Consider the following 24,429-nt stretch of genomic DNA (forward strand, 5'->3'; position numbering starts at 1 on the left):
GGATCTGACATGTCGGCAGTGCGGAGCGCGACCGGCGCGTGGGAGTTGCCCGACGAACTGATCATGCTGCGTGACACGGTCCGGCGGTTCATGCACAGTCATGTGCATCCGCTCGAGGACAGGCTCGACCACGACGCCACCGGACTACCGCGCGAACAGCTCATCGAATTACAGGCCAAAGCGCGCGGGATCGGGTTGTGGGCGCTGCAGACACCCGAGGAATTCGGCGGCGCCGGCCTCAGCGTACTGGGCCAGGTGGTGGTGGCCGAGGAAGCAGCGAAATGCCGAATGGGGGCATTCTTTCCGGCGCTCGGCGCGTTCGGCGGCAACCCACCAAACATCATGTTCAAGGCGTCATCCGAGCAGTTCGAGAAATATGCCCGTCCGATCATCGAGGGCACCATGAGCAAGGCCTACACCGCGATCACCGAGGCGTCGGGCGGATCGGACCCCGCACGAGCCATTCGGCTCAAAGCCGTTCACGCCGGGTCGCGATACGTTCTTAACGGGTCGAAAATGTGGATATCGCACGCCCCGGACGCCGACTGGGGCATAGTCTATGCCCGAACCGGGGCGGGACGCACCGGCATTTCAGCGTTCATCGTCGAGAAAAACACCCCCGGCCTCACGTTCAGCCGCATTCCGGTGATGGCATCCTTTGCCCCCTACGAGCTGCGCTTCGATAACGTCCGAATCCCGGCCGCCCAGCTGATCGGTCGAGAGGGCCAAGGACTTTCACTGGCCACCGATTTCCTGGTACACGGCCGCATCATCTACGCCGCCGGCCCGATCGGCATCGCCCAGACTGCGCTGGACATGGCGTGCCGATGGGCCAAAGACCGCGATGTCTTCGGCGGCAAGCTCGCCGACAAGCAGGGCATCCGGTGGATGCTGGCCGACAGCGAGGTGCAACTGCGCGCCGCCCGCCTGCTGACCTACCGGGCGGCGTGGAACGCCGACCTGGCTCGAAATGTCGCAGTGGATGCCTCGGTGGCAAAGCTGTACGCCACCGAAGTGGCATACCAAGTGCTGGATCGCTGCATGCAGATTCACGGCGCGTTGGGACTATCCAACGAACTGCCGCTGGAGCGCTGGTTTCGCGATCTGCGTGTCAAGCGGCTCGGCGAAGGCGCCACCGAGGTTCAGCGCGAGGTCGTCGCTCGCGCATTGCTGAGATAAGGTGCCGGAACCCTGGCGATCCCCGCTATGGGGCACCACCGTCTGCATAAATGGTCTGGCCGGTCACGAAACCACAGACGTCGGAGAGCAGAAATGCGATCAGCGCGCCGATCTCCCCGGGCTGTCCCGGCCGCTGCAGCGCGGCGTCGAAACCGAAGTCCTCGACGAGTGCCCGCTCGAGTGCCTCCTCGTAGGGATAGCCTTTGCTCTCGGCGATCAGTCCGCGCAGCGCGTGCAATGCGTCGGTTTCCACCGCGCCGGGGGCGACGCAATTGGCGCGCACACCGGACTTCCCATGGGTGCGGGCGATGCCACGGGTGAAGGCCGCGACCGCGGCCTTGAGGCTGGCATAGGGCAGCCGCGGCTCATGCGGAGCCCGCGCCGAATAAGCCGCGGTGGTCACGATCGCCCCCCTGCTGGCCGTCAGGTGAGGCAGCGCCGCCTGCACACACCGGGTGGTCGCCAACAGCACGTCGCGAAAAGCGTTCTCCCAGGCATCGTCATCGGAGTCGATCGGCATCATCCCGGCGGTGCCCATCGTGATAGCAATACCGTCCAGGCGACCCAGAAGCCCCACCGCCTCCTCGACCATCGACAGCGCCACTCCGGGCTGGCCGACATCGCCGACCAACCCGTACGCCGCGGCGGCGCCATCGTTGGCCAGTGTTGCAGCGGCAGCTTTGGCCTTGTCCGCGTCGCGTCCCACCACGACGACCGCGGCGCCGTCCGCAGCGAGCGCCCGCGCTCCGGCAAAACCCATCCCCGCAGTGCCGCCAACGACGACATAGCCCTTACCGCCGACCCGCAGATCCATCGCGAACTCCTACAGTAGACGTGACTGTCAGAACCCTAAACCGCAGTCAGCCCACTCCGTCCAGGACTAGCGGATCACCGGAGCCCATCTCAGAAAGTTCAGCTGTCGACGGTATTGCCACCGAAGTGACACCAATGCCAGAATAGCGAGCCGATGGCCGCGACCAACCAAGGACCGCACGCATGGCACTGCCCGATCTTGTCCTCGTCCACGGTGGCGAACATGCCGGAGACTGTTGGGATCTGACGATCGCCGAACTGCGCCGGCTCGAACCACGGCTACGAATCCTGGCGGTGGACCTTCCCGGCCACGGACGGAAGCCGGGTGATCTCGCGACAGCCACCATCGGCGAATGGGCGGACTCAGTCGTCGGCGACATCGAAGACGCCGGCTTCGGCGACATTGTCATCGTCGGCCACTCGATGGCCGGTGTGACAGTACCCGTCGTCGTCACCAAGCTGGGGCCGGCACGGGTTCGGGAGATGATCCTGGCGACCGCGTTCGTCCCGCCGCAGGGTACGGCGATCGTGGATACCCTCAGCGGCCCGCTGGCCTTCTTCGCACGTCGGGCCGCCAAAACCGGCAAGCCAACCAAGGTTCCCAAGCTCGCCGCGCGATACGCGTTCTGCAACGGCATGACACGCGAACAACGGATGTTCACCCTGTCACGGCTATACCCGGAATCAGCGCGGATTGGGGCCGAGCCGGTCGACCGCAGAACCCTGCCCGAGGACGTGCCGCGCACTTGGATCCTGACGACGCGCGACCGAGCCCTGTCGGTGCAGGCACAGCGCGACAGCATCAACGCGCTCGGTGGCGTACACCAAGAGATCCCCGTCGCGGCGTGCCACGAACTGATGATCAGCCATCCAGAAGTATTGGCACAGATCCTGATCGAACGATGCCGGTCGTGGCAACGCGACTAAACCGAGGCCGACCGTTCCCGGCCGACCCGGTATACCGATATCTATTTAGCGGTATAGACTAGCCCGGCCGGCCGGCTCACCGTCCGGGTTCGCAGACGACCCAGGGAGAGACATGGGCACAGCACCGTCCCGCGCAGTGATCGTCGCCGCCGCCCGCACGGCGATCGGTACTGCGCGCAGGGGCGCATTGGTCAATGTGGACGCCAAAGATCTCGCGAAGCCGGTCGTCGCCGCGGCCATCAACCGATCCGGGCTGGCCGCCTCGGACTTCGAGGACCTGGTGATCGCCGAGAGCTTGCAGGGCGGCGGGGATAGCGCCCGGTATGTCGCGGTCGATCTCGGCCTCACAGAAATCCCCGGCATGGCCGTCAACCGGCAGTGCGCGTCCAGCCTGACTGCCATCGCCGTGGGCGCGGGTCAGATCGCCTCGGGGATGAGTCGTGCGGTGTTGGCCGGCGGGATGGAATCCTGTTCCACCACTCCGCTTCTGCGTAAGCGCAAGCCCTTCACCACGGGCAAGTCCGCCGAGGACTACCAGGATCCGTGGATGCCGCTCTCGCACCCGCCCACCGACGATGCGCCCGCACTCGACATGTCGATCACCGTGGCGCACAACTGCGCGGTGCAGTACGGCATCACCCGGCAAGACCAGGACGAGTGGGCGCTGCGTTCACACCAGCGCGCGATCAAAGCGATCGACGCAGGCTCGTTCGTCGACGAAATCGTGCCCATCGAAGTGCCCCAGGCCGACGGCTCGACGGTCACGTTCGCAGAGGACGAGCACCCCCGGCGGGGCACCACACTCGAGGTGCTGGCAGAGCTGAAGGTGCTGCACCCGGAGATCGACGGCTTCACCGTCACCGCGGGCAACTCCTCAGGCATCAACGACGCCGCCGCCGTAGTCGCTCTGACAGCCCCCGGCTCGCACACCGCTCCGCTGGCCAACGTGCTCTCATGGGCCTCGGTCGGTGTGGCACCCACCCGCACGGGCAGCGGGCCGATCACGGCAATTCCCAAGGCACTTGGGCTGGCCGGGCGTACGATCGATGACGTCGCACTGTTCGAGATCAACGAGGCCTTCGCCGCGCAGGCCGTTGCCTGCGCGCGGGAACTGAAACTCGACGAGGAGATCGTCAACGTCTACGGCTCGGGCATCAGCCTCGGCCACCCGATCGCGGCCACCGGTGCACGGATGGTGACCTCGGCGATCTACGAACTTCGCCGCCGCGGCGGCGGCATCGGCGTCCTGTCGATGTGCGCCGGAGGCGGGATGGGTGCTGCAATGGTTATCGAGGTGGTGTGAGATGAGCACATTGATCACAGAGGGACTGTTCCGGGTCGATGGCGACCGTTCGGTGCTGTTCGGTTCGCGCCGACGCACCACGGGTGTCGTGAGGTTCCCCGCCGAGCGTTCGGAATTGTTCGATGGCACAGACGATATCGAGCCGATCGAATTGTCCACCGAAGGAACGCTGTATACCTTCACCACCCAGGAGTTCGCGCCACCACTGCCATACAAGGGCCACCGCACACCCGAGACGTTTCGGCCCTATGTGGTCGGTTTCGTCCAATTGCCTGAGGGTCTGCTAGTAGAGACACTGATCGTGGGTGCCTCCTCCGACGCGTTACGTATCGGCCAGCCGATGGTGTCGACTACGACGACGCTGGAAACCGCTGACGGGCAATCGCTTTTGACCTACGCGTTCCGCCCGTCCTGACATCGCCGGACCCGGCGCGACCCGAGCAAAGCGGGCCAGCAGTCAGAGGCGGCTCATCGCATAGATCATCTCGGCAACCACAGCGATCATTTCGTCACGGTCCACGGCGACAGTCTGGGTCTGCACCGCATACCAGGACCGGTCCAGCAGACCCATCACGGCGACACCAATCACCTCCGGCGAGTGCGTGCCGGCGCCACCGATGGCATGTCCCAGCTTCCACGCGGCACGGGTGAGCATACGGTTGCGGGAGCGACGAAACGCCTCATCGTCTGGGGCAGAGTGAGCCGACGCCATTACGAACGCGCCGTGGCGATCGAGGTAGGCAAAGTATTCGCCGACCCAGGTACGAAGATCCTCAAGCGCCAGGGGGCCGCCGAAACCCTCCAGTGCGGAAAGTACGGCGAGCACATCGTGATAGGCAGTCTCGCCGAGAACGTTAAAGACCTCCCGCTTGTCCTTGAAGTAGGTGTAGAACCCGGCCCGCGAAATGCCACAGGATTCGGTGATCGCGTTGATCGGTGTGCCGGCGTAGCCGCGCTCGAGGAACAGTTGGCGGCTGGCTTGGAGAATCGCGGTCCTCGTGCGCACGCCGCGGCCGGCGTCGAGCGCCTCAGCGGGCCCCGAACCCGAAGTCACGGTCATAACCGCAAACCGTATACGACGGGAACGTCAACTGGCAATCGCCGCACCGCAAAGCGCCTCATATGGTATTTACACCGGCTCTACTTGACACTATTGTCAAGTACATTCAAGCCCGGCACCATGCCGAGTAGGAGGAAGAAACAAGCGATGACGCAGTTCACCGAGGCACCGATCTTTGATGCCGATCAGCATATGTACGAAACCCCTGACGCGCTCACCAAGTATCTGCCTGAGCAGTACCGGTCGAAGGTGCAGTTCGTCCAGATCGGCAGGCACACCCGGATCGCGATCCTGAACAAGATCACCGACTACATGCCCAATCCGACGTTCGAGCGGGTCGCCGCGCCGGGCGCGCACGAGAAGTTTTACTCCGGGCAAAATCCCGAGGGACTTTCGATGCGGGAGATGTCTGGTCGCGGGATCGAGGCGCCGGCCGGTTCCCGCAACCCCGAGGACCGCATCACCGAGATGGACCGTCAGGGGGTGGAAGCATGTCTGAACTTCCCGACCCTGGCCAACCTGGTCGAGCATTCGGCCGCCGAGGATCCTGATCTGACTGCGGCAATCATCCACGCGCTCAACCAGTGGATGCTGGAGCACTGGAGCTATGTCTACGCCGACCGGATCTACTCGACGCCGGTGCTCACCTTGGGGATTGTCGACAACGCACGCCGCGAACTGGAGTACATCCTGGAAAACGGGGCCAAGGTCGCGCTGATCAAACCGGCACCGGTCAAGGGTTACAAGGGCTGGCGATCGCCTGCGCTGCCCGAGTTCGACCCGTTCTGGAGCGACGTCCAGGCGGCCGGACTGCCCATCGTGCTGCATGCCAGCCAACCTCCACTGCAGGAGTACATCGACAAGTGGGAGCCACCGCAAACCAGCAGTGCATTCGAGATGTCGGCGTTCAAGTGGACGGCTCTTGGACACCGGGAGATCGCCGACATGCTGACCAGCCTGATCTGCCACGGCACCCTGACCCGGTTCCCGAAGCTACGTATCGCCAGCGTCGAGAACGGCAGCTCCTGGATTCACCCGCTGTTCGACGATCTGCAATCGACATACAACAAGATGCCGCAGAACTTCCCTGAGCATCCACACGAGGTCTTCCGCCGCAACATCTGGGTCAGCCCGTTCTGGGAGGGCCGGGTATCCGATGTCGTGAATACGGTCGGCTGGGACAGGGTGCTGTTCGGCTCGGACTGGCCGCATCCCGAAGGGCTGGAGACCCCCAGGGGTTACTTCAAGTATGCCGAGGGCATGGACAAGCGTCGCACATATGACTTCATGGGTGACAATGCCCGCCGGTTCATGGGCCTGCCGATCCGCAACCCCGATCCCGATGCCGTGAACCCGCCGGTACTGGAAACCGCTGGCGCATAACAGTCGAGCGGAGAATGGCCCGGGCACCGGCTCGGGCCATTCTGTTGCTGACCATCGGTCGCCGCTGCCGGCCACCATGATCTCTAATCCGATATACAGTTATAGACTTAGCGACGCAATATGGAACGACGGCCGCCTGTCGACAGTGCCGAGTTCGTCCCGACATGCCCCGAAGGAGCCCCATGAGCAGTCCTGACATCGCCATCATCGGCGTCGGAATCCACCCCTTCGGCCGGTATGCAGATCGGTCCGCGCTGGAGCTGGGCGCGGTGGCGATCAACCGGGCGGTCAAGGACGCTGGGATCAACTGGACCGACGTCGACAGCCTCTACGCCGGCAGCCTGGAAGTGGCCAACCCCGAGGCTGTCACCGGCCTTGTCGGCATGACCGGATTACCCGCGCGTGCCACCTTGAGCGGATGCGCCACAGGGAACTCCTTGTTGACCCTGGCCGCCCGCGATGTGTTGGTCGGCGAGGCCGAGATCGCCGTCGGTGTGGGACTGGACAAACACCCCCGCGGCGCATTCGGCGCCGACCCCTCAGTGTCCGGCCTGCCGCAGTGGTACGGCGACCAAGGCATGTTCTTGACCACGCATTACTTCGGCACGAAGATCATGCGCTACATGCACGACCACAAGATCAGCGAGCAGACGCTGGCCTTGGTCGCGGCCAAAAACTTCGCCAACGGCGCGCTCGCGCCGCACGCGTGGCGCCGCAAGGCGATGAGCGTCGGGGCCATCCTGGACTCCCCGGTTGTGAACGCCCCGCTGCGCCAGTACATGTACTGCAACCCGAACGAGGGCGCGGCTGCCGTGGTGGTGTGCCGCGCAGACAAGGCCAAGCAGTACACCGACACCCCGATCTATCTCCGGGCCTCGGCACTGCGCAGCCGCCGCGAGGGCGCCTACGAGCTCCTGCGCACCTCCATCGCGCTGCCGATTGTGCCCGGCACCACCGCCGAGGCGGCCAAGGCCGCCTACGAGCAGGCCGGCATCGGCCCCGAGGACATCGACGTCGCGCAACTGCAGGACACCGATTCCGGCTCGGAGATCATCCACATGGCCGAGACCATGCTCTGCAAGGACGGCGAACAAGAGGCGCTGCTGGCCGATGGCGCCACCCAGATCGGCGGCCGCATCCCGATCAACACTGACGGCGGACTGCTCGCCAACGGTGAGCCGGTCGGAGCGTCGGGCCTGCGGCAGGTGTACGAACTCGTACACCAATTACGCGGGACCGCCGGCGAACGCCAAGTGCCCAACAACCCGCAGGTCGCGCTGGCCCAGCTGTACGGGGCACCAGGCACCGCGGCGGTCGCCATCCTCAGCAAGTAGACGCGGGCCCGGATGTCGAACGGGGGTTCGGTCACCGTCGGCGACGTCGAGATCCGCTACACCGAAAGCGGCTCGGGCCCAGCGCTGGTCTTCGTCCACGGCGCGTACGTGACCGGCTCGCTGTGGGACGACGTCATCGCTCGGCTATCCGCCGGCTTCCGGTGCATCGCACCGACCTGGCCGTTCGGCGCGCAGTCGACGCCCGCCGGCGCCGCGGACCTGGGTGTGGCGGCCGCGGGACGGCGGATCGTCGGCCTGCTGGAGGTGCTCGACCTGCGCGACGTCACACTGGTCGCCAATGACACCGGCGGAGGTATCGTGCTGGCAGCGCTGGGCGACCGGACACTGGACTTCGGCCGGGTGTCTCGGCTGGTGTTCACCAATTGCGACAGCTACGAACACTTTCCCCCGAAGTCGTTCGCGCCGATCGTAAAGTTATGCGGGTCGAGTGCCCGCGCCGGCGCGGTGGTGATGCGGGCACTGGCCACCGGCCCGGGCCGATCGTTTTTCGCCTCGGCTGTCACTCGGCACGGCATCCCCACCGACCGCCAGCCTGCCATCTTCGGCGGATTCATGATCTCATCGGCAGTCCGCCGCGAAGCGGTCCGGTTCAGCGCCGACCTCAACCCGCGCTACACACTCGCCGCGGCCGGCGCCATCACCGAATGCAGCAAGCCGGCGCTGATGGCGTGGGGCACCGAGGACAAGATGTTTCCGGTCACACATGCACAGCGGCTGGCCGAGGCCTTCCCGAAGGGCGAACTGCGCACCATCGACGATAGCTCGACCTATGTCATGCTGGACCAACCCGACGAATTAGCCTGCGCAGTAACCGATTTCGTGAGGAAATCCTAGTGCAACCGGTGAACCCAAGGAGGTGTGGGTGAGCCCCCGCACGATCGCCTGCCTGCTCGATGAGATGGCGGCGGACCGACCCGGCCGGCCCCTGCTGCGCGATGTCGACGGCGGCGTTCTCACCGCTGGCGAGGTCGCACGGCTGTCGCTGGCCGCGACTGGGTGGCTGCACGATCAGGGCGTGCGACCGGGTATGACGGTGGCCTGGCAGCTGCCCTCGACGGTCCCGGCCGCGTTGCTGATGCTGGCGCTGGCTCGCTCCGCGGTCACCCAGGCGCCCATCATTCACATCTACCGCGAGCGCGAGGTGGCGCAGGCGGTCGAGGTCGGCGGCGCCGACTTGCTCATCGTCGACGGCTCCACCGCCGCCAATGCCCCAGCCGGCGTCCACGTCATCACCGTCCCCGACGAGTTCGTCGCCGTACTCCGCGGTCTACGACACACAGCGCACCCAGAGCTCGCCCCAACCAACCGCGACGCGACCGAGGCAGAGTGGATCTACTTCACCTCCGGCTCCACCGGTAGCCCCAAGGGTGTACTACACAGCGATGCGACATTGCTCTCGGCCGCAAAAGGATTTACCGAGTACCTCGGCCTGGGTAGCCACCCGGCGGAGACCGGCATAATCTGCTTTCCGATCGCCCACATCGGTGGCATGGTGTACCTGTCGTGTGCCCTACTGGCGGGATACCCATTGCTGATGGTCCCCAAGTTCACACCTGAGCAACTGCCCGGGCTGCTCGCCGAACACAACGTCACCGTGGCCGGCGGGGGCAGTGTCGTTTACCAGATGCTGGTATCGGCGCAGATCGGCAGCGGCGCCACGGAACCTCTCATGCCCAAGCTGCGCATGCTGATAGGCGGCGGCGCCCCGTGCCCACCTGAGTTACACCGACGGGTCCGCGATCACCTCGGTGTTCCCGTGGTCCATGCCTACGGCATGACCGAGGCGGCGATGATCTGCGCCAGCCGCGCCGACGACACCACCGAGCAGCAGATCCAGACCAGCGGCGCCGCGATCCCAGGCTCCCAGATCCGCGTTGTGCGCTACGAACCCGACGGCAGCCGGACCGTGCTGCCGCCGGACACCGAGGGTGAGATCGAGCTGCGCGGGGCCAATATGACCCTGGGCTACCGCAACGAGCAACAGTGGGCCGAGGCACTCACCGACGACGGGTGGTTCCGCTCCGGTGACCGTGGGTCGCTACGGCCCGATGACCACATCGTCGTTACCGGCCGCACCAAGGAACTCATCATTCGCAAAGGCGAGAACATCGCGCCCGCCGAGATCGAGAGCGAACTGCTGCACCACCCGATGGTCGACGAAGTCGCCGTGGTCGGGGTGCCCGACGAGCTACGCGGTGAGCTGGTCTGCGCCGTGGTGCGCCGATCACCGCGGCACCGCGATCCCACGCTCGACGAATTGTGCGCCTTCCTCGACGAGCGCGGCCTGATGAAGCAGAAGTGGCCCGAGCGCCTGGTCATCGTCGACGAATTCCCGCTGACCGGCCTGGGCAAGGTGGCCAAAGCCGAACTGGCGCGACAAATCGCACACTACGGCCCATGACCGCACCGGCTCCCCCGCCGCAATGGCCCAAGTTGCTTGCTGCGCCGACACGGTGGTGACTACTATCACAGGTAAATAACTAAATGTTTTGACGTTTCACGGCCGTATGGCGTTCGCCGACGTGAGGAGACATTGATGCCGTTGCAGCCTTGGATGGAGTTGATCTCCGTCGATGACCATCTGATCGAGCACCCGAAGGTGTGGAGCGACCGGCTGCCGACGAAGTACCTCGGGGCCGGGCCGAAGATCATCGAGTGGGAACGCCCCGACAACGGACAGATGTGTCAGGTCTGGCAGTACGAGGGCCGCATCTATCCCTACATCGGCCTGAATGCCGTTGCGGGCAAAACGCCCGAGCAGTACGGCGTCGAGCCGGTGCGCTACGACGACATGATCCCCGGCTGCTATGACCCCAAGGCGCGGGTGGCCGATATGGACATCGACGGTGTGCAGGCGATGACGTGTTTCCCGTCCTTTCCCCGCTTCGCCGGCGCGGTCTTCGCCGAGGGTGACGACAAAGAACTGGCGGTGTTGTGCTCCAAGGCCTGGAACGATTTCCACCTCGATGAGTGGGCCGCCACCGCACCCGACCGATTCATCCCCGTCGCGATGCTGCCGTTCTGGGACATCGAGGCGAGCGTGAAGGAGGTCCACCGCGTTGCCGAAAAGGGCGCCAAGTGCATCACCTTCCCCGACCTGCCCGACAAGCTGGGTCTGCCCTCGGTGCATTCCGATCACTGGGATCCGCTGCTCTCGGCGATGGAGGAGACCAGCATGGTCCTGGCCCAGCACTTCGGTTCCGGCGGCTTCCCGCCCCCGATCGCGCCGGACGCCCCGTTCGCGGTGTTCATCACGTTGATGGGCACCATGTCGATGACCGCACTGACCGACTGGTTGTTCAGCCACACCCTCTACCGGCACCCCAAGCTCAAGATCGGCTTGAGTGAGGGCGGCGTCGGCTGGATTCCCTACATCTTGGAGCGCGCCGACAGCGTGTGGCGCAAGCACCGCTTCTACAATAACATCAACCAGGACCATCCGCCGAGCTACTTGTGGAAGAAGCACTTCCATGGCTGCTTCATCGAGGATGACTTCGGGATGGAGGTCCGCGACAAGATCGGCGTCGAACAGATCACCTGGGAGTGCGACTATCCGCACTCGGACTCGTTCTGGCCGCAGAGCCGCGAACGTGCCGCCCAGGCGCTGGAGAACGTGCCCGACGACGAAGCGCACAAGATCGTGGAACTCAATGCCCGGGGGTTCTACAACTTCCCCAGGGCGGCCTGACCGGGTGGCAGATTTCGAGCGCATCGAGCAGCTGCCGGTCGACGATTGGGCCGACCAGGACTTGCTCACCAAGGATGAGGCCAGAGGGCGACTGGTGTCGGAGATCGAGCGCACCCGGCGCCGGCTTGACGAGCTGCAGGCCGCCGATCCCGCCAACGACGCCGAGATCCCGTTGCTGGCCCGGCGTCTCAACGCGATGGAATCGGTCTGCGGTGAGTATGACGCGTACCTGGACGGGAAATGACAGGCAGTCCGAAAGCGCAACGGTGAACGCAGAACTCCCTCGCGACTGCGAATCGCGGTTGCGGGCGGTGCTACGCGCCGGAAGCACCGTCGTCCTGGGTGATGGGGTCGGACAGGTCCGCACGCTGGAGTCCGGTGACGCGGTCGGCACCGTGCTGTCGAAGGTGGCCCGCGAGGTCGGCGATGTCCGGCTGGTACTGGCATGGCTGCCGACTCCGCTGGACGGTCTGGTACCCGAAGCATTCGGTGAGATCGTTGCGCTGATGCCGGGTTGGGGGGTGCGCCGGGTGCTGAGCGCCCCCAACGCGCGGTTCGTGCCAACCCGGCTGGCGGCTGTTCCCGCGCTGCTGGCCGGTGTGTTGCGACCCGACGTACTGGTCACCAGGCTGGTCGAGCGCGACGGCGCTTTGTATTTCGGCACCGAAGTGTCCTGGCAGCGTGAACTGGTGGACTCGGGGGTTACGGTGCTCGCGGTCCTGGACAGCAACGCGCCGAAGGCCGATGCCGGTCCGCCGCTGAGCCGGGGGGCGGTGACGGTCGTCGCCCGCAGCGATGACGGCCCAATCCGGTTCCCGCACAAGGAACCCGACCCGGTGCACGACGAGCTCGCCGACGCTGTGCTGCGCCTCGTTCCCGAGGGCGCCCGGCTGCAATACGGTCCGGGCCAGCTGGGCACCGCCGTGCTTCGGCGGGCGTCGTCGCCGTTGCAGATCGACACCGGCCTGCTCACCGACGCGGTCGTCGACCTCGACGACCGCGGTCTGCTGGCCGGGACACCGTCGGCCACCTACCTGCTCGGCGGTGACCGGCTATTCGACTGGGCCGACGGCCGACCGATCCTGCACGGCATCTCCTACACGCACGACTTCACGCGCCTGCGCGACGGCGCACCGCTGATCGCGGTCAACACCGCCATCGAGATCGATCCGGTCGGTCAGGTGAACGTCGAAGGCGTCGACGACAAAGTGGTGGGCGGAATCGGTGGACATCCGGACTACTGTGCAGCGGCCGCGATGAGCCGCCGTGGACTGTCGATTATCGCGGTATCATCCGCCTTCGGCGGGCGCTCACCGTTGGTGGAACGGCTCAGCCGCCCGGTATCCACGCCGGCCTATGACGTCGACATGATCGTCACCGAGTCGGGCCACGCCGATCTGCGCGGCGCCGATTGGGCGCGGCGGCGCAAGCTGATCGGCGAGTTGTTCGGAGCCTGAGGCGACGAACTACCGCTGGAAGTACTTCAGCGGGCGCTCGACGAACTCGAACACCACCCCGTCGGGTGAACGCAGAAACGCGATGTAGAGGCCCTCGATCTTGGTGCCGGGTAGCGGACACCACACCGGGTCACCCTGCGGCTCAACGGAATCAGGCAGCGCGGCCAGCGCTTTTTCGACGTTCTCCACCCGCAGCGCGCACCGGTAGAGGCCTTGGTGATTGCCGCCCCAGGGCACTGGGGGCGCATCGGCGCTGCCGGGGTGCTCGACCACCGTGAGGCTGAATTGATGGTCGTCCTCGGGCAGGGCGAACCGGGCGACGACGCACTCGACGGGTTGCGATGGCCCGCCCGGTGACAGCTGGTCTCCGGTGACGGTCCTGACCGTCGGCGCTTCCACCACAGCGAAGCCTATGGTGGTCAGGAACTGCGAGGTCGCCTCCGCGTCGATGGCCGCGATACGGATACCGCCGAACAGCGCTCCCTTCGATGCGTCGAGATCGGCAGGCCCCTCGGCCAGTTCGATCACCGCACCGTCGGGATCGAGCGCCAGCACCGATTTGGTTCCCGACATCAGCCCGTCGACCGGGTCGCCGATGGTGACGCCGGCCTCCCGCAGCGTCGTCACGGTGCCGGCCAGGTCGGCCACCGTCATCAGTGTCGACCGGATGCCCGGGCGCACCGGGTTAGTGCTGGGATCGCGTTTTAGCACCGGCGTGTGGTACTCGATGGCCTCGAGCGCGCAGCCGCCGCGACCGCCGCGGGCATCGTAGAGAAACGATGTGGCGCAGTAGGTTTCGCCGTCAAGGCCGAGGATGCTGCCGTTGGTCGGCGCGTCGGGGTCGGTCCGCATTCGCGCGGACAGACCCAGCTGTTGGGCGTAAAGCTTCTCGGTGGCGTCCAGCGATTCGCAGTTGAGGTTGATGTGCAGGAACCGCCGCGCCAGCTCGTCGGAGACTGCCATCGACTACAGCACCACCGCGTTGATCTTCAAATCGATGATCTCGTCCTCGCTGAACCCCAGTTCGGCCAGTAACGCGTCGGTGTGTTCACCGTGCCCCGGCGCGCAGATCAGGTCCAGCGGCGCCCCGTCGAACTGAACCGGGCTGGCGGCCAGCGCGAACTCGTTGCCGTTGGCGTCGGTGACCTGCGGCAGATACCCGTTGACGATCGCCTGGGGATCACTGTGTACCTCGTGGGCGGTGCGCATGATGTCCCACACCCCGTCGAACCCGGCGAACGCCTTCTCCCAGTGGGCGAGGTCCTGGGACTCGAACGCCGAACGCAGTTCCGCGATGCACTCGACGCGGTGGCCGAAGCGCACCATTGCATTCGCGAAGCGCTCATCGTCGATCAGGTCCGGGCGGCCCAGACGGGTGCAGAAATCGGCCCAGAACCGATCCGCCTGCAATAGCACGAAGGCGATGAACCGGGCGTCACGGGTCTTGTAGATGCTGGCCACCGGATTGGGCATCTCGTCGAGCTTGAACTTCGGAATGTCCTGTCCGGTTACCCCGGCCCCGACGATGTCGGGGCCCAGTTGCCAGATCGCGGCATTGAGCAAGGAGACGTCGACGACCGAGGGCTCGCCGGTGCGTTCGCGTTTGACCAGGGCGGCCGCGATACCACCTGCGATGGCCAGCCCCCCGTAGGAGTCGCCGAACGCCGGCCGCTGAATCGGCGGGTAGGAGCCATCGCCGGCCGCGTAGGCCTCGCCTATTCCCCCTCGTGCCCAGTAGGCGGCCAGATCGAAGCCGCCCTGGGAGGCCAGGTCCCCTTTGGTGCCGTAGCCGTGACCGCGGGCGTAGATGATCTTGGGGTTGCGGGCCCGGACCTGCTCGACGTCGATGCCCATCCGCTGCCGGGAGTCCGGCAGCAGGTTGGTGACGAAGACGTCGGCGGTCTCGAGCAGCTTCATCAACACCTCCAGCCCCTCGGGACTGGAGGTGTCCAACCCGATGCTGCGCTTGCCCCGGTTTGGCTGCTCGACGAAGTGGTTCACTCCCCCGGCGCCGGTCACGATGCCGGAACTGATCAGGCCACGCTGCGGGTCGCCGGTCTCGGGATGCTCGATCTTGATGACATCGGCGCCCCAGTCGGCGAGCACGGCTCCGGCCGCCGGCACGAATGTCCACGCGGCAAGTTCGACGACACGGATGCCGCTCAGGATGTCGGTCATGTATTCCTTCGTTTGCTGATGGACTCAGTACGCGATGACTTTGGTCTGCAGGTGCTGCTCGAAGCCCTCGACACCGTTCTGCCGGCCGATGCCGCTCATCTTGTAGCCGCCGAACGGTGCGTCCGGGCCGTAGAAGATGGCGCTGTTGACGTTCACCGATCCGGTGCGGATGCGCCGCGCGACAGCCATCGCCCGCTCGGCGGACCCGAGCACGGAGCCCGCCAGCCCGTAGATGGAGTTGTTCGCCATCTCCACGGCGCCGTCGTCACCCCCGTCGTAGGGGGTGATCGTGATGACGGGACCGAAGATCTCCTCCTGGAAAACCCGGTGCTCGGGGGTGACGTCGGCCAGAACCGTCGGCGCAACGAAGTAGCCGCGGTCCAGCCCCTCGGGCTTGCCGCCGCCCACGGTCACCCGGGCGCCCTGCTCCTTCGCGACCCGGATGTAGTCCATCACCCGGTCGCGCTGTTTGGCCGACACCAGCGGCCCGGCGAAGTTGGCCGGGTCGCTGGGGTCGCCGACGGTGACCGAGGCGAACGCCGCGGTGGCCAGTTCGACGGCCTGAACGTAGTGCGCCTTGGGCACCAGCATCCGGGTGGCCAAGGCGCAGCCCTGGCCCGAGTGCATCAGTGCACCGATACACCCTGGGACGGTCTCGGCCAGATTGGCGTCGTCGAGCAGCAGGTAGGCCGACTTTCCACCGAGTTCCATCAGGTTGCGCTTCATGGTCGCCGCGGTCAGCCGACCGATCAGCTCACCGACCGCGGTCGAGCCGGTGAAGGAGATCATGTCGACCCGCGGATCGGTCAGCAGGCGCTGGGCGATGTCGTTGTCCGACGCGGGCACGATGTTGACCACACCGGCCGGGATATCAGTCTTCTCGGCGATGATGCGGCCCCAGCGCAGCGCGCTCCACGGTGTTTCCATCGCCGGTTTGAGCACCATCGTGTTGCCGGTGGCCAGGATCTGGCCGACCTTGTTGCTGATGATCTCGACGGGGAAGTTCCACGGCGTGATCGCGCCGACGACACCCATCGCCTCCTTGACCACGACGCGGTTGTAGGGCACGCCCATCAGGGCGGCCTCGCCGAGCTGGCGCTCCCAGGGAAACTCGGAGATGTACTGCGCGGGCCAGCGGATCGCGTCGGCCAGGGGCCAGTCCAACTGCGCGATGTAGGTCATGCCCAGCGGAGAGCCTGCCTCGGCCACCAGCTCGGCGCGCATATCCTCCTTCTCCTGCTGCAACGCTTCATGGAGCTGCATCAAGCAGTGCTGCCGGAAGGCACGGTCGGTGGACCATGTCGTGGTGTCGAAGGCCCGACGGGCCGCCGCGATCGCCTCCTCCATATCCTGGGCGCCGGCGTCTGTTGCCACGCCAAGCAGCTCCTCGGTGGCGGGATTGAGGTTTTCGATGGTCTTACCCGTCGAGGATTCACGCAGGCGACCATCGATGTAGAGGCGCGATTCGGGGTTGAACTGGACGGTGGTTGTGGCGACCGGTGAAGCCGTCATAAGAGCTTCCTCTCGCTGGACTGTCGGCGTGATCTATTGTACTCATTTATAGATAATTGTTTAGCGGATTATCTGATGGGGTTGTCCGCAACGTCGCGAAGGGGGTGCCGGTTGATCTCCCCCATCGATGCCACCGAATCGGCCGGCCGTCACCGCGACTCCAGGTCGGACATCCTGTTGGGCACGTCGCGGCACTTCGGTAGATGGTCGTCAGAGCAGGCCGCTACGACCGCGGCCGGGCGGGCGCACCGCGCCGCCAGCGACGCTGCGCTGCAGGCGTGCGGCGCGATCGGCCTGACCGCTGAGCACGATCTGAACCGTTATGTCGCGCGAGGGTTCCGGGCTGACACTCTGCGCCGATCCCACCTTCAGCTGGAACCCCTGCTCGGCGAGCGACTATTCGCGATGCGTCCAGCGACGCGCCCTACACCTGCGATCGTCGCTCGCAGCTGAGAAGAAGGAATAACACATGCGCCGCAACATTTTCGACGACATCCACAACGACTTCCGCGCCACCGCACGCGCGTTCTTCGAACGTGAATGCGCGCCCTACAGCGAGAAGTGGGAACGCGAAGGCAAGGTCAGCCGGGAGGCGTGGCGCGCCGCCGGTGAGCATGGCTTGATCGGCTGGGCGCTGCCGGAGCGCTTCGGAGGCATGGGACTCACCGATTACCGTTTCAACCAGATTCTCTCTGAGGAGATGATGGCCACTGGTTCGGTGGGCATCGGCCTGGGCGTGCAAAACGACATTTTGGTGCCATATCTCGACGACCTCACCACAGAGGAGCAGAAAGAGCGCTGGCTGCCGAAATTCATCTCTGGTGAGTACATCGGCTCGATAGCAATGTCGGAGCCGGCCGCCGGCTCCGACCTGGCGGGCATCAAGACCACCGCGGCAGACGCCGGCGACCATTGGGTGGTCAACGGCCAGAAGACGTTCATCAGCAATGGGCTGCTGTCCAAGCTCGTACTCACCGCCGTCAAGACCGATCCAGCGGCAGGCCGCAAGGGCATCAGTCTGCTGATGATCGAGGACGGCATGGAGGGCTTCACCCGCGGCCGCAAGCTCGACAAGATCGGCCAATGGTCCGCCGATACCGCGGAGTTGTTCTTCGACAACGTCCGGGTCCCCAAGGAAAACCTCGTGGGCGAGCTCAATCGCGGCTTCTACCATCTCCTTTCGCACCTCCCGAGCGAGCGGCTGGGCATCGCCTGCTACGGGCTGCCGATGGCCCGGCGCGCATTGGAACTGACGAAAACCTACGCGCTCGAGCGCACCGCCTTCGGTCAGCCCGTCGGCAAGTTCCAGGTGAACCGCCACTTCTTGGCCGAGATGCAGACCAAGCTGGACGCTGCGCAGACCTATCTGGACCAGTGTGTCCTGGCGCTGAACGAGGGCGAATTGACGGCCGAGGACGCCGCAGGCCTGAAGTGGTGGACCACTGAGGTGCAGTGGGAGATCATCGACCGTTGCCTGCAATTGCACGGGGGCTACGGCTACATCAACGAATACGAGGTGGCCCGACTGTGGCGCGATTCGCGGGTGCAGCGCCTGTATGGCGGAACCACCGAAATCATGAAGGATCTGATGGGCCGGTCAATGGGCTACTAGCGCTGATTAGGTGACGTTCCGGCTCGCGCGCCGGCGAAAATCGTGAGTTCAGTCAGCGAGGTGGAGGGCGATTATGGAGGTCACTAATCTTCGGGAGCCGAAGATGGCCGATCGCGTGGCCACCGTGCTGCGCAGGATGTTCATCCGCGGCGAGATCAGCGAGGGCTCGATGCTGCCGCCGGAGTCGGAACTGATGGAGCGGTTCGGGGTGTCGCGCCCGACGCTGCGCGAGGCGTTTCGGGTACTGGAGTCGGAGTCGCTGATCGAGGTGCAGCGTGGCGTGCGTGGCGGCGCCCGGGTTACGCGTCCACGTCGCGAGACACTGGCCCGATATGCCGGGCTGATCTTGGAGTATGAGGGCGTGACGTTGAAAGACGTCTACGATGCCCGGGCCAATCTGGAAACACCCATGGTGGTGGCATTGGCCAATGAGGCCGACCCCGCCGCCATCGCCGAGCTCGAGCGGATCGTCGAACTCGAATCCCGCCTGCAGCCCGGTGCAGAGTCGGTCGACAAGATGACGGATTTCCACGCCGCCATCGCGCGCTTGTCGGGTAACAAGACGCAGCAGATCGTCAGCGCCATGCTGCATCACATCATCGAAAAGGCCAACCGCGCGTTGCAGCCGACCGAGGGCGCAGCCGCAGAGCAGGCGCTGCGCCGTTCGGCCACGACCCACCGCATGGTCCTGGAACTGATCAAGTCCGGCGACGCCGACAAGGCCGGACGGCTCTGGCAACGCCATCTGATGAAGGCAGAGGAGTTTCTGTTCGCCGGATCCAAGTTGTCCACCGTCGTCGACCTTCTCGAATGAACCACGTCGACGAGCAGGAAGTCCGGCGCGACATCGAGACACCCGACAGTATCCGGGTGCGGTTTGGAATCGAATTCCTCGAGGCCAATCTCGCCGATGCGACTATCGCGATGTCGATGCCGATGGCGGGTCTGTGCAACCCTTTTACCGGCGCGCCAGCGGTGGGTCTGCTGGCCATCCTCGTCGACGCCGCCGGAGGCATGTCCAACCATTACCGTCGTCGTAGCGATCAGTGGACGGTGACGACGGAATTGACTTTGGAGCTCAGCCCGGCCGAGTGGGCCGACGTCGACAAGCCAGTGTTCGCCCGTGCGCGCCCGCTGGGCCCTGTCGGTGGGACGACCCTCGCGCTGTGCACGCTGATTTCGAGTGAAACCGTCATCGGCGTAGGCGCGGTTCGTTCGTACTTCATCCCGGCAGAAAGTCGGAGGGTCGAACGCCCGGCAGACCCGTACCGAGGGTCAACACGGCAGTTGTCGGATCTGATGGCGGTCGAAGTTGACAGCTGCGGCGACGGCACCTCGGTACTGCGGCAGCGTGTCGACCCGTGCCTGAATAATGAGATCGGCATCGTGCACGGTGGTGTCGCCGCGGCGGGCTTGGAGCTGGCCGCATCGGCGGCACTCAACACCGCTCAACCGGGTGATCTGCGAACCGCCTCGTTGCGCGTGAACTTCTTGCGCCCGTTCCTCGCCGGCCGCAATTCCCGATACGTTGGAACGCCGCTGCGCATCGGCCGCAACTCCGCAGTCGGCGATGTGCGGGCGCTCGGCGACGATGACAAGGTGGCGATCACTGCGCGGCTGACCGCCTACCGATGAGAAGAGATGTCGGTGCGCCTTCGCGCCTCCGTTCGCTACGCCACGGCCTGCACACCGAAATCACTTGTTGGCGCGCGCGGAAGGCGGCGACCCGCTCCTTTAAAACTCCTGCGTCGAGCAGGAATTCACGCCCGCCGCAAGCCCGTACTACAGGACACCCTGGGGCAGCGCGGCTCAGGTGCATGTTGAGCGCTACCTTCCACGATCGCAGCGCCTGAGGCGGCAGCCCGGCACATCGCTCCCCCAGAGCCAGCGCCTAGTCCAGCACCGCATGTCGCGGACCGCTTTGGCGACAGCATCACTGTGCCACCGTCGCCGACGGTCAAGCCGATCGCGACATGCGGTCGGCAGGTACCTGCCACCTCACCAGCAGATCAGACAGCAGGATGATCGAGCAGGCGAACCCGACGGCGGGCCAATTGCGGACACCAGCTGCTCGAGGAGGTTGATCACCTCGAAAACAGCCATCCGGGCTTCGTGGATCTAAAAACATGCGTGCCGCGTCGTGCTCGATCGCGGCCGAACATCACCATCTCAGCGTCGGCTGGGAATGCCTTCCCCACAAAGCTGGTCACGACCGCACGCACGTCGGTAACCTGCCGAGCCGGAGACCTCATAACTTCGCATATCCGGTACATAAGCGGCTTGTCCGGTACCAAGAAGGCAACCAAATTGTTCGGGGGCATTCAGGTTGAGCACCACGGGGTAGCGATCCGGCGTTGACGATGAGTAGCTCGTCAGCTGGTCGTAGCTGGTTTGGTGCTTGCGGTGCCGGGGCGGCACGGTGATCACGTCGTTGTAGGCGACGGCCCCCCCGGTAGGTGTCTCTGGCTGGAGTCTTGCGGGAGGGCCGTCTGTGCGCTTGGGAGGCGCAGTGGTCACGGTAGAGGCGGATGTCGATCTAGTCGAGCGCAGGTTGGCAGCGGGTGAGCTGCGGTGCCCGGCATGCAGTGGGGTGTTGGCGGGTTGGGGGCGGGCCAGGCCGCGACTGCTGCGCGGTGCGGATGGGCCGGTGTGGTTGTGTCCTCGCCGGTCGCGCTGCACCGACTGCCGCGTCACCCACGTGTTGTTGCCGGTGACGGCGTTGCTGCGGCGCGCCGACGTGGGTGCGGTGGTCGTGTCCGCGTTGGTGGCCAAGGCCGTGCGCCGGGTGGGGTTTCGCCGGATCGCGGCCGAGTTGGCCTGTCCGGCGGAGACGGTGCGGGGCTGGCTGCGTCGCTTCGGTGAGCGGGCCGAGGCGGTGCGGTCGGTGTTCACGGTGTGGCTGCGCGCGGTGGATGCCGATCCGGTGATGCCTGAGGCGACCGGCAGCGGGTTGGCCGACGCGATGACAGCGATCGTCGCGCTGGCGGCGGCCATCGGGCGCCGGTTCGTGCTGTCCGAGGTGTCGCTGGCCGAGACCGCGGTGGCGGTGTCGGGTGGGCGATTGTTGACACCGGGCTGGCCCGGCCCGGCAGCGCAACACGAACCGACCCTGCCGCCGACGCCGATCACCCCGTAAACCTGTGCGCTGTCATGTGTTTGAAAGACAGCAAAGGAGGCGGCCAGTGGTCGGCGATGATGAGGTGAAGGTGCGGTCCGAGCGGGCCCGGGCGATCGGGCTTTTCCGGTACCAGCTAATCCGGGAGGCCGCCGATGCGGCGCACTCCACCAAGGAACGCGGCAAGATGGTGCGCGAGCTGGCATCGCGCGAGCACACCGACCCGTTCGGGCGCCGCGTGCGGGTCAGCCGCCAGACCATTGATCGCTGGATCAGGGACTGGCGTGCCGGCGGGTTCGACGCGTTGGTACCCAACCAGCGCCAGTGCACCCCGCGCACCCCGGAGGAGGTGCTGGAGCTGGCGGTTGCGCTGCGGCGGGAGAACCCGCAGCGCACCGCCGCGGCGATCCGCCGAATCCTGCGGACCCAGCTGGGCTGGGCACCCGACGAACGTACCCTGCAACGTAACTTCCACCGGCTCGGCCTCATCGGTGGCGCGGCCACGGGGTCGGCACCAGTGTTCGGGCGGTTCGAGGCCGCCCACCCCAACGACTTGTGGACCGGGGATGCGTTGCACGGCATACGTATTCAACTCAGAAAGACCTACCTGTTCGCGTTCTTAGACGATCATTCCCGGCTGCTGCCGGGCTATCGGTGGGGCTATGCCGAGGACACGGTGCGGCTGGCCGCCGCGTTGCGGCCGGCACTGGCCTCACGCGGTGTTCCCAAGGCGATCTACGTTGACCGCGGCTCGGCATTCGTCGATGAATGGCTGCTGCGCGCGTGCGCGAAACTCGGTGTGCGCCTGGTGCATTCGGCACCATACCGGCCGGAAGGTCGGGGCAAGATAGAGCGGTTTTTTAGGACCGTGCGCGACCAGTTTTTGGTCGAGATCACCGGCGAGCCCGACACCATCGGCCGCCACTATGTGACTGACCTGGACGAGTTGAATCGGCATTTCGCGGCCTGGACCGAAACGGTCTACCACCGCACGATCCATTCCGAGACCAGCCAAACCCCGCTGGAGCGCTGGTCAGCCGCTGGGCCGGTCGCGCTGCCCGCACCCGAGGCTCTCACCGAGGCGTTCCTGTGGGAGGCGCACCGGCGCGTGACCAAGACCGCCACCGTGTCACTACATGGCAATTCCTATGAGGTTGACCCGGCATTGGTCGGGCGCAAGGTCGAGTTGGTGTTCGATCCGTTCGACCTGACCCGCATCGAGGTTCGCCTGGCCGGCGTGCCGATGGGGCTGGCGATCCCGCACCACATCAGCCGCCACTCCCATCCCAAGGCCAAACCAGAAACCCCGAGCACACCACCGCAACCGTCCGGTATCGACTACGCGCAGCTGCTCGAGACCGCGCATGCGGCCGAACTGGCCCGCGGCGTCAACTACGCCGCCCTCACCGGGGCCGGCACGGAGATTCCCGGCCAGCTTGACCTGCTCACCGACCAGGAGGTCGCACCCCGATGATGGAATTGATCTCCTACTTCGGCTTTTCTCGGATGCCGTTCGGCCGCGACCTGGCCCCGGGCATGCTGCACCGCCATGCCGCCCACAACGAAGCGGTCGCCCGCATCGGCTGGTGCATCGCCGAACGGCGCATCGGCGTGATCACCGGCGAAGTTGGCGCCGGCAAGACCGTCGCCGTGCGTGCCGCGCTGGCCGCCCTTGACCGCAGCCGCCACAGCATCATCTACCTGCCCGACCCCACCGTCGGGGTACGCGGCATCCACCACCGCATCGTCGCCTCCCTCGGCGGCCAACCCCTGACCCACCACGCCACCCTGGCTCCACAGGCCGCCGACGCGCTGGCCGCCGAACACGCCGAGCGCGGGCGTACAGCCACCGTCGTCGTCGAGGAGGCGCACCTTTTAAGTCACGACCAATTGGAGGCCATCCGCTTGCTCACCAACCATGATCTCGATTCGTCGAGCCCGTTCGCCTGCTTGCTCGTCGGCCAGCCCACCCTGCGGCGGCGGATGAAACTCGGCGTGCTGGCCGCGCTCGACCAACGCATCGGGCTGCGCTACACGATGGCGCCCATGACCGACAAAGAAACCGCCAGCTACCTGCACCACCACCTCAAGCTGGCCGGGCGCGACGACGCACTGTTCTCCGACGACGCCATCGGGTTGATCCACCAAACCAGCCGCGGCTACCCCCGCGCGGTCAACAACCTCGCGCTACAAGCCCTCGTCGCCGCGTTTGGCGCCAACAAGGCCATCGTCGACGAATCCTCCACCCGCACAGCCATCGCCGAAGTCACGGCAGACTGAACACCACCGCGACACCCTGAACACCACCGACCCCGCCGGACCCCGCCCGGCGGGGTCATTTCATACCCCCACATCCTCACCGCCAACGCCGCCATAATGCTCATCCTGAGTGCCGGGCAACACCAAATGCGCGTAAACAAATTTCGGTGAGGTCAGCCCGCGAGATATGACGCGATTGAATCCATTTCCCGCAGGCTGCGCGAACGAACGCCCACCAGCCTTCTAAGGTCAACTCGGTGGCATCGCGCGGATGTCCCTGCGCGACGAGTTGATTAATCAGGCGTTGACCCACAACGTGTAGCTCTTCGACGAAGATCGCCTGAATTGCCGGATCATCCGACACGACAACGCGGTTGATCGTCACTGCTTCATGCGGATGATCGACAAAAGACTGAATGTAAGCCTCGAGTGCGGCGGCAAGCTGTTCTGCGAGCGGTAGCTGCGGATCATCGCTGACGCGCGCCAGGAACCGGTTACTAGCCCGGATTTTTCGCGGAATGCCGAAGTAGCTGGGTGTTGATGCGCGAAAGTGCCTGTCCTGCAACGCATAATGGGAATTCTCTAGGT

The 24,429-nt window shown here is 65.5% G+C and carries 24 protein-coding genes; 18 read left to right on the forward strand and 6 right to left on the reverse strand.

Annotation, left to right across the window (positions count from 1 at the left end; translation table 11 throughout):
- The first annotated feature begins 9 nt into the window (after positions 1 to 9).
- Positions 10 to 1,179, forward strand: coding sequence for an acyl-CoA dehydrogenase family protein (locus ACJ512_RS18455; RefSeq protein ID WP_407685929.1), 1,170 nt, complete (start codon positions 10 to 12; stop codon positions 1,177 to 1,179).
- Positions 1,180 to 1,204: 25 nt separating this feature from the next.
- Here the strand turns inward: ACJ512_RS18455 and ACJ512_RS18460 are convergent, their stop codons facing one another.
- The gene (locus ACJ512_RS18460) at positions 1,205 to 1,993 is read right to left on the reverse strand and encodes an SDR family NAD(P)-dependent oxidoreductase (protein ID WP_407685928.1); all 789 of its coding nucleotides are present in this window, start codon (positions 1,991 to 1,993) and stop codon (positions 1,205 to 1,207) included.
- Positions 1,994 to 2,175: 182 nt separating this feature from the next.
- Between ACJ512_RS18460 and ACJ512_RS18465 the strand changes: the two genes are divergently transcribed.
- From ACJ512_RS18465 to ACJ512_RS18475, 3 genes are all read left to right on the forward strand, one after another.
- Positions 2,176 to 2,919: an alpha/beta fold hydrolase gene (locus tag ACJ512_RS18465; protein WP_407685927.1), complete on the forward strand. Its 744-nt coding sequence runs from the start codon at positions 2,176 to 2,178 to the stop codon at positions 2,917 to 2,919.
- Between the two features lie 112 nt (positions 2,920 to 3,031).
- The gene (locus ACJ512_RS18470; RefSeq protein WP_407685926.1) at positions 3,032 to 4,222 is read left to right on the forward strand and encodes a thiolase family protein; all 1,191 of its coding nucleotides are present in this window, start codon (positions 3,032 to 3,034) and stop codon (positions 4,220 to 4,222) included.
- Between the two features lies 1 nt (position 4,223).
- Entirely contained in the window at positions 4,224 to 4,637 is a 414-nt protein-coding gene (locus ACJ512_RS18475) for a Zn-ribbon domain-containing OB-fold protein (protein ID WP_407685925.1), read from the forward strand.
- A gap of 42 nt (positions 4,638 to 4,679) precedes the next feature.
- Here ACJ512_RS18475 and ACJ512_RS18480 read toward each other — a convergent pair whose 3' ends face one another.
- On the reverse strand, positions 4,680 to 5,282 hold the full coding sequence (locus ACJ512_RS18480; protein ID WP_407685924.1) for a TetR/AcrR family transcriptional regulator: 603 nt from the start codon (positions 5,280 to 5,282) through the stop codon (positions 4,680 to 4,682).
- Positions 5,283 to 5,429: 147 nt separating this feature from the next.
- On the opposite strand from ACJ512_RS18480, the gene ACJ512_RS18485 reads away from it, so the two are divergent.
- The 7 genes from ACJ512_RS18485 (at position 5,430) to ACJ512_RS18515 (ending at position 13,165) form a co-directional block, all read left to right on the forward strand.
- Positions 5,430 to 6,665, forward strand: a complete 1,236-nt coding sequence (locus tag ACJ512_RS18485; protein WP_407685923.1) for an amidohydrolase family protein — start codon at positions 5,430 to 5,432, stop codon at positions 6,663 to 6,665.
- 182 nt (positions 6,666 to 6,847) lie between these two features.
- Complete coding sequence (locus ACJ512_RS18490; RefSeq protein WP_407685922.1) at positions 6,848 to 7,999, forward strand: thiolase family protein; 1,152 nt, start codon at positions 6,848 to 6,850, stop codon at positions 7,997 to 7,999.
- Positions 8,000 to 8,011: 12 nt separating this feature from the next.
- Positions 8,012 to 8,854 (forward strand): alpha/beta fold hydrolase, encoded by an 843-nt coding sequence (locus tag ACJ512_RS18495; protein ID WP_407685921.1) that lies wholly within the window; start codon positions 8,012 to 8,014, stop codon positions 8,852 to 8,854.
- A gap of 28 nt (positions 8,855 to 8,882) precedes the next feature.
- On the forward strand, positions 8,883 to 10,421 hold the full coding sequence (locus ACJ512_RS18500) for a class I adenylate-forming enzyme family protein (RefSeq protein ID WP_407685920.1): 1,539 nt from the start codon (positions 8,883 to 8,885) through the stop codon (positions 10,419 to 10,421).
- Positions 10,422 to 10,556: 135 nt separating this feature from the next.
- The gene (locus tag ACJ512_RS18505) at positions 10,557 to 11,708 is read left to right on the forward strand and encodes an amidohydrolase family protein (RefSeq protein ID WP_407685919.1); all 1,152 of its coding nucleotides are present in this window, start codon (positions 10,557 to 10,559) and stop codon (positions 11,706 to 11,708) included.
- A gap of 4 nt (positions 11,709 to 11,712) precedes the next feature.
- Positions 11,713 to 11,952, forward strand: a complete 240-nt coding sequence (locus ACJ512_RS18510) for a hypothetical protein (RefSeq protein WP_407685918.1) — start codon at positions 11,713 to 11,715, stop codon at positions 11,950 to 11,952.
- Positions 11,953 to 12,010: 58 nt separating this feature from the next.
- Positions 12,011 to 13,165 (forward strand): acetyl-CoA hydrolase/transferase C-terminal domain-containing protein, encoded by a 1,155-nt coding sequence (locus ACJ512_RS18515; RefSeq protein ID WP_407685967.1) that lies wholly within the window; start codon positions 12,011 to 12,013, stop codon positions 13,163 to 13,165.
- Positions 13,166 to 13,174: 9 nt separating this feature from the next.
- On the opposite strand, the gene ACJ512_RS18520 is transcribed toward ACJ512_RS18515, so the two are convergent.
- Genes ACJ512_RS18520 through ACJ512_RS18530 form a run of 3 tightly spaced genes read right to left on the reverse strand, consistent with a single transcriptional unit; the run spans position 13,175 to position 16,855 of the window.
- Positions 13,175 to 14,128: a VOC family protein gene (locus ACJ512_RS18520; RefSeq protein WP_407685917.1), complete on the reverse strand. Its 954-nt coding sequence runs from the start codon at positions 14,126 to 14,128 to the stop codon at positions 13,175 to 13,177.
- Positions 14,129 to 14,131: 3 nt separating this feature from the next.
- On the reverse strand, positions 14,132 to 15,343 hold the full coding sequence (locus ACJ512_RS18525; protein WP_407685916.1) for a CaiB/BaiF CoA transferase family protein: 1,212 nt from the start codon (positions 15,341 to 15,343) through the stop codon (positions 14,132 to 14,134).
- A 24-nt stretch (positions 15,344 to 15,367) separates the two neighbouring features.
- The gene (locus ACJ512_RS18530) at positions 15,368 to 16,855 is read right to left on the reverse strand and encodes an aldehyde dehydrogenase family protein (RefSeq protein ID WP_407685915.1); all 1,488 of its coding nucleotides are present in this window, start codon (positions 16,853 to 16,855) and stop codon (positions 15,368 to 15,370) included.
- A 111-nt stretch (positions 16,856 to 16,966) separates the two neighbouring features.
- On the opposite strand from ACJ512_RS18530, the gene ACJ512_RS18535 reads away from it, so the two are divergent.
- The 7 genes from ACJ512_RS18535 (at position 16,967) to ACJ512_RS18565 (ending at position 23,862) form a co-directional block, all read left to right on the forward strand.
- Positions 16,967 to 17,308, forward strand: coding sequence for a hypothetical protein (locus ACJ512_RS18535; RefSeq protein WP_407685914.1), 342 nt, complete (start codon positions 16,967 to 16,969; stop codon positions 17,306 to 17,308).
- Between the two features lie 16 nt (positions 17,309 to 17,324).
- Positions 17,325 to 18,467, forward strand: coding sequence for an acyl-CoA dehydrogenase family protein (locus ACJ512_RS18540; protein ID WP_407685913.1), 1,143 nt, complete (start codon positions 17,325 to 17,327; stop codon positions 18,465 to 18,467).
- A 73-nt stretch (positions 18,468 to 18,540) separates the two neighbouring features.
- Positions 18,541 to 19,281, forward strand: coding sequence for a FadR/GntR family transcriptional regulator (locus tag ACJ512_RS18545; protein ID WP_407685912.1), 741 nt, complete (start codon positions 18,541 to 18,543; stop codon positions 19,279 to 19,281).
- On the forward strand, positions 19,278 to 20,102 hold the full coding sequence (locus ACJ512_RS18550) for a PaaI family thioesterase (protein ID WP_407685911.1): 825 nt from the start codon (positions 19,278 to 19,280) through the stop codon (positions 20,100 to 20,102). The genes ACJ512_RS18545 and ACJ512_RS18550 overlap by 4 nt, the downstream gene beginning before the upstream one ends.
- Positions 20,103 to 20,976: 874 nt before the next feature.
- Positions 20,977 to 21,603 carry a hypothetical protein gene (locus ACJ512_RS18555; protein WP_407689734.1) on the forward strand — a complete coding sequence of 209 codons (627 nt, stop codon included), beginning with the start codon at positions 20,977 to 20,979 and terminating at the stop codon, positions 21,601 to 21,603.
- 46 nt (positions 21,604 to 21,649) lie between these two features.
- Positions 21,650 to 23,056: a DDE-type integrase/transposase/recombinase gene (locus ACJ512_RS18560; RefSeq protein WP_407689735.1), complete on the forward strand. Its 1,407-nt coding sequence runs from the start codon at positions 21,650 to 21,652 to the stop codon at positions 23,054 to 23,056.
- Entirely contained in the window at positions 23,053 to 23,862 is an 810-nt protein-coding gene (locus ACJ512_RS18565) for an ExeA family protein (RefSeq protein ID WP_407689736.1), read from the forward strand. The genes ACJ512_RS18560 and ACJ512_RS18565 overlap by 4 nt, the downstream gene beginning before the upstream one ends.
- Positions 23,863 to 23,962: 100 nt before the next feature.
- Here the strand turns inward: ACJ512_RS18565 and ACJ512_RS18570 are convergent, their stop codons facing one another.
- Positions 23,963 to 24,406 (reverse strand): hypothetical protein, encoded by a 444-nt coding sequence (locus ACJ512_RS18570; RefSeq protein WP_461479792.1) that lies wholly within the window; start codon positions 24,404 to 24,406, stop codon positions 23,963 to 23,965.
- Positions 24,407 to 24,429 lie beyond the last annotated feature (23 nt).

This window comes from Mycobacterium cajalii (assembly GCF_045809005.2).
Taxonomy (GTDB): Bacteria; Actinomycetota; Actinomycetes; order Mycobacteriales; family Mycobacteriaceae; genus Mycobacterium.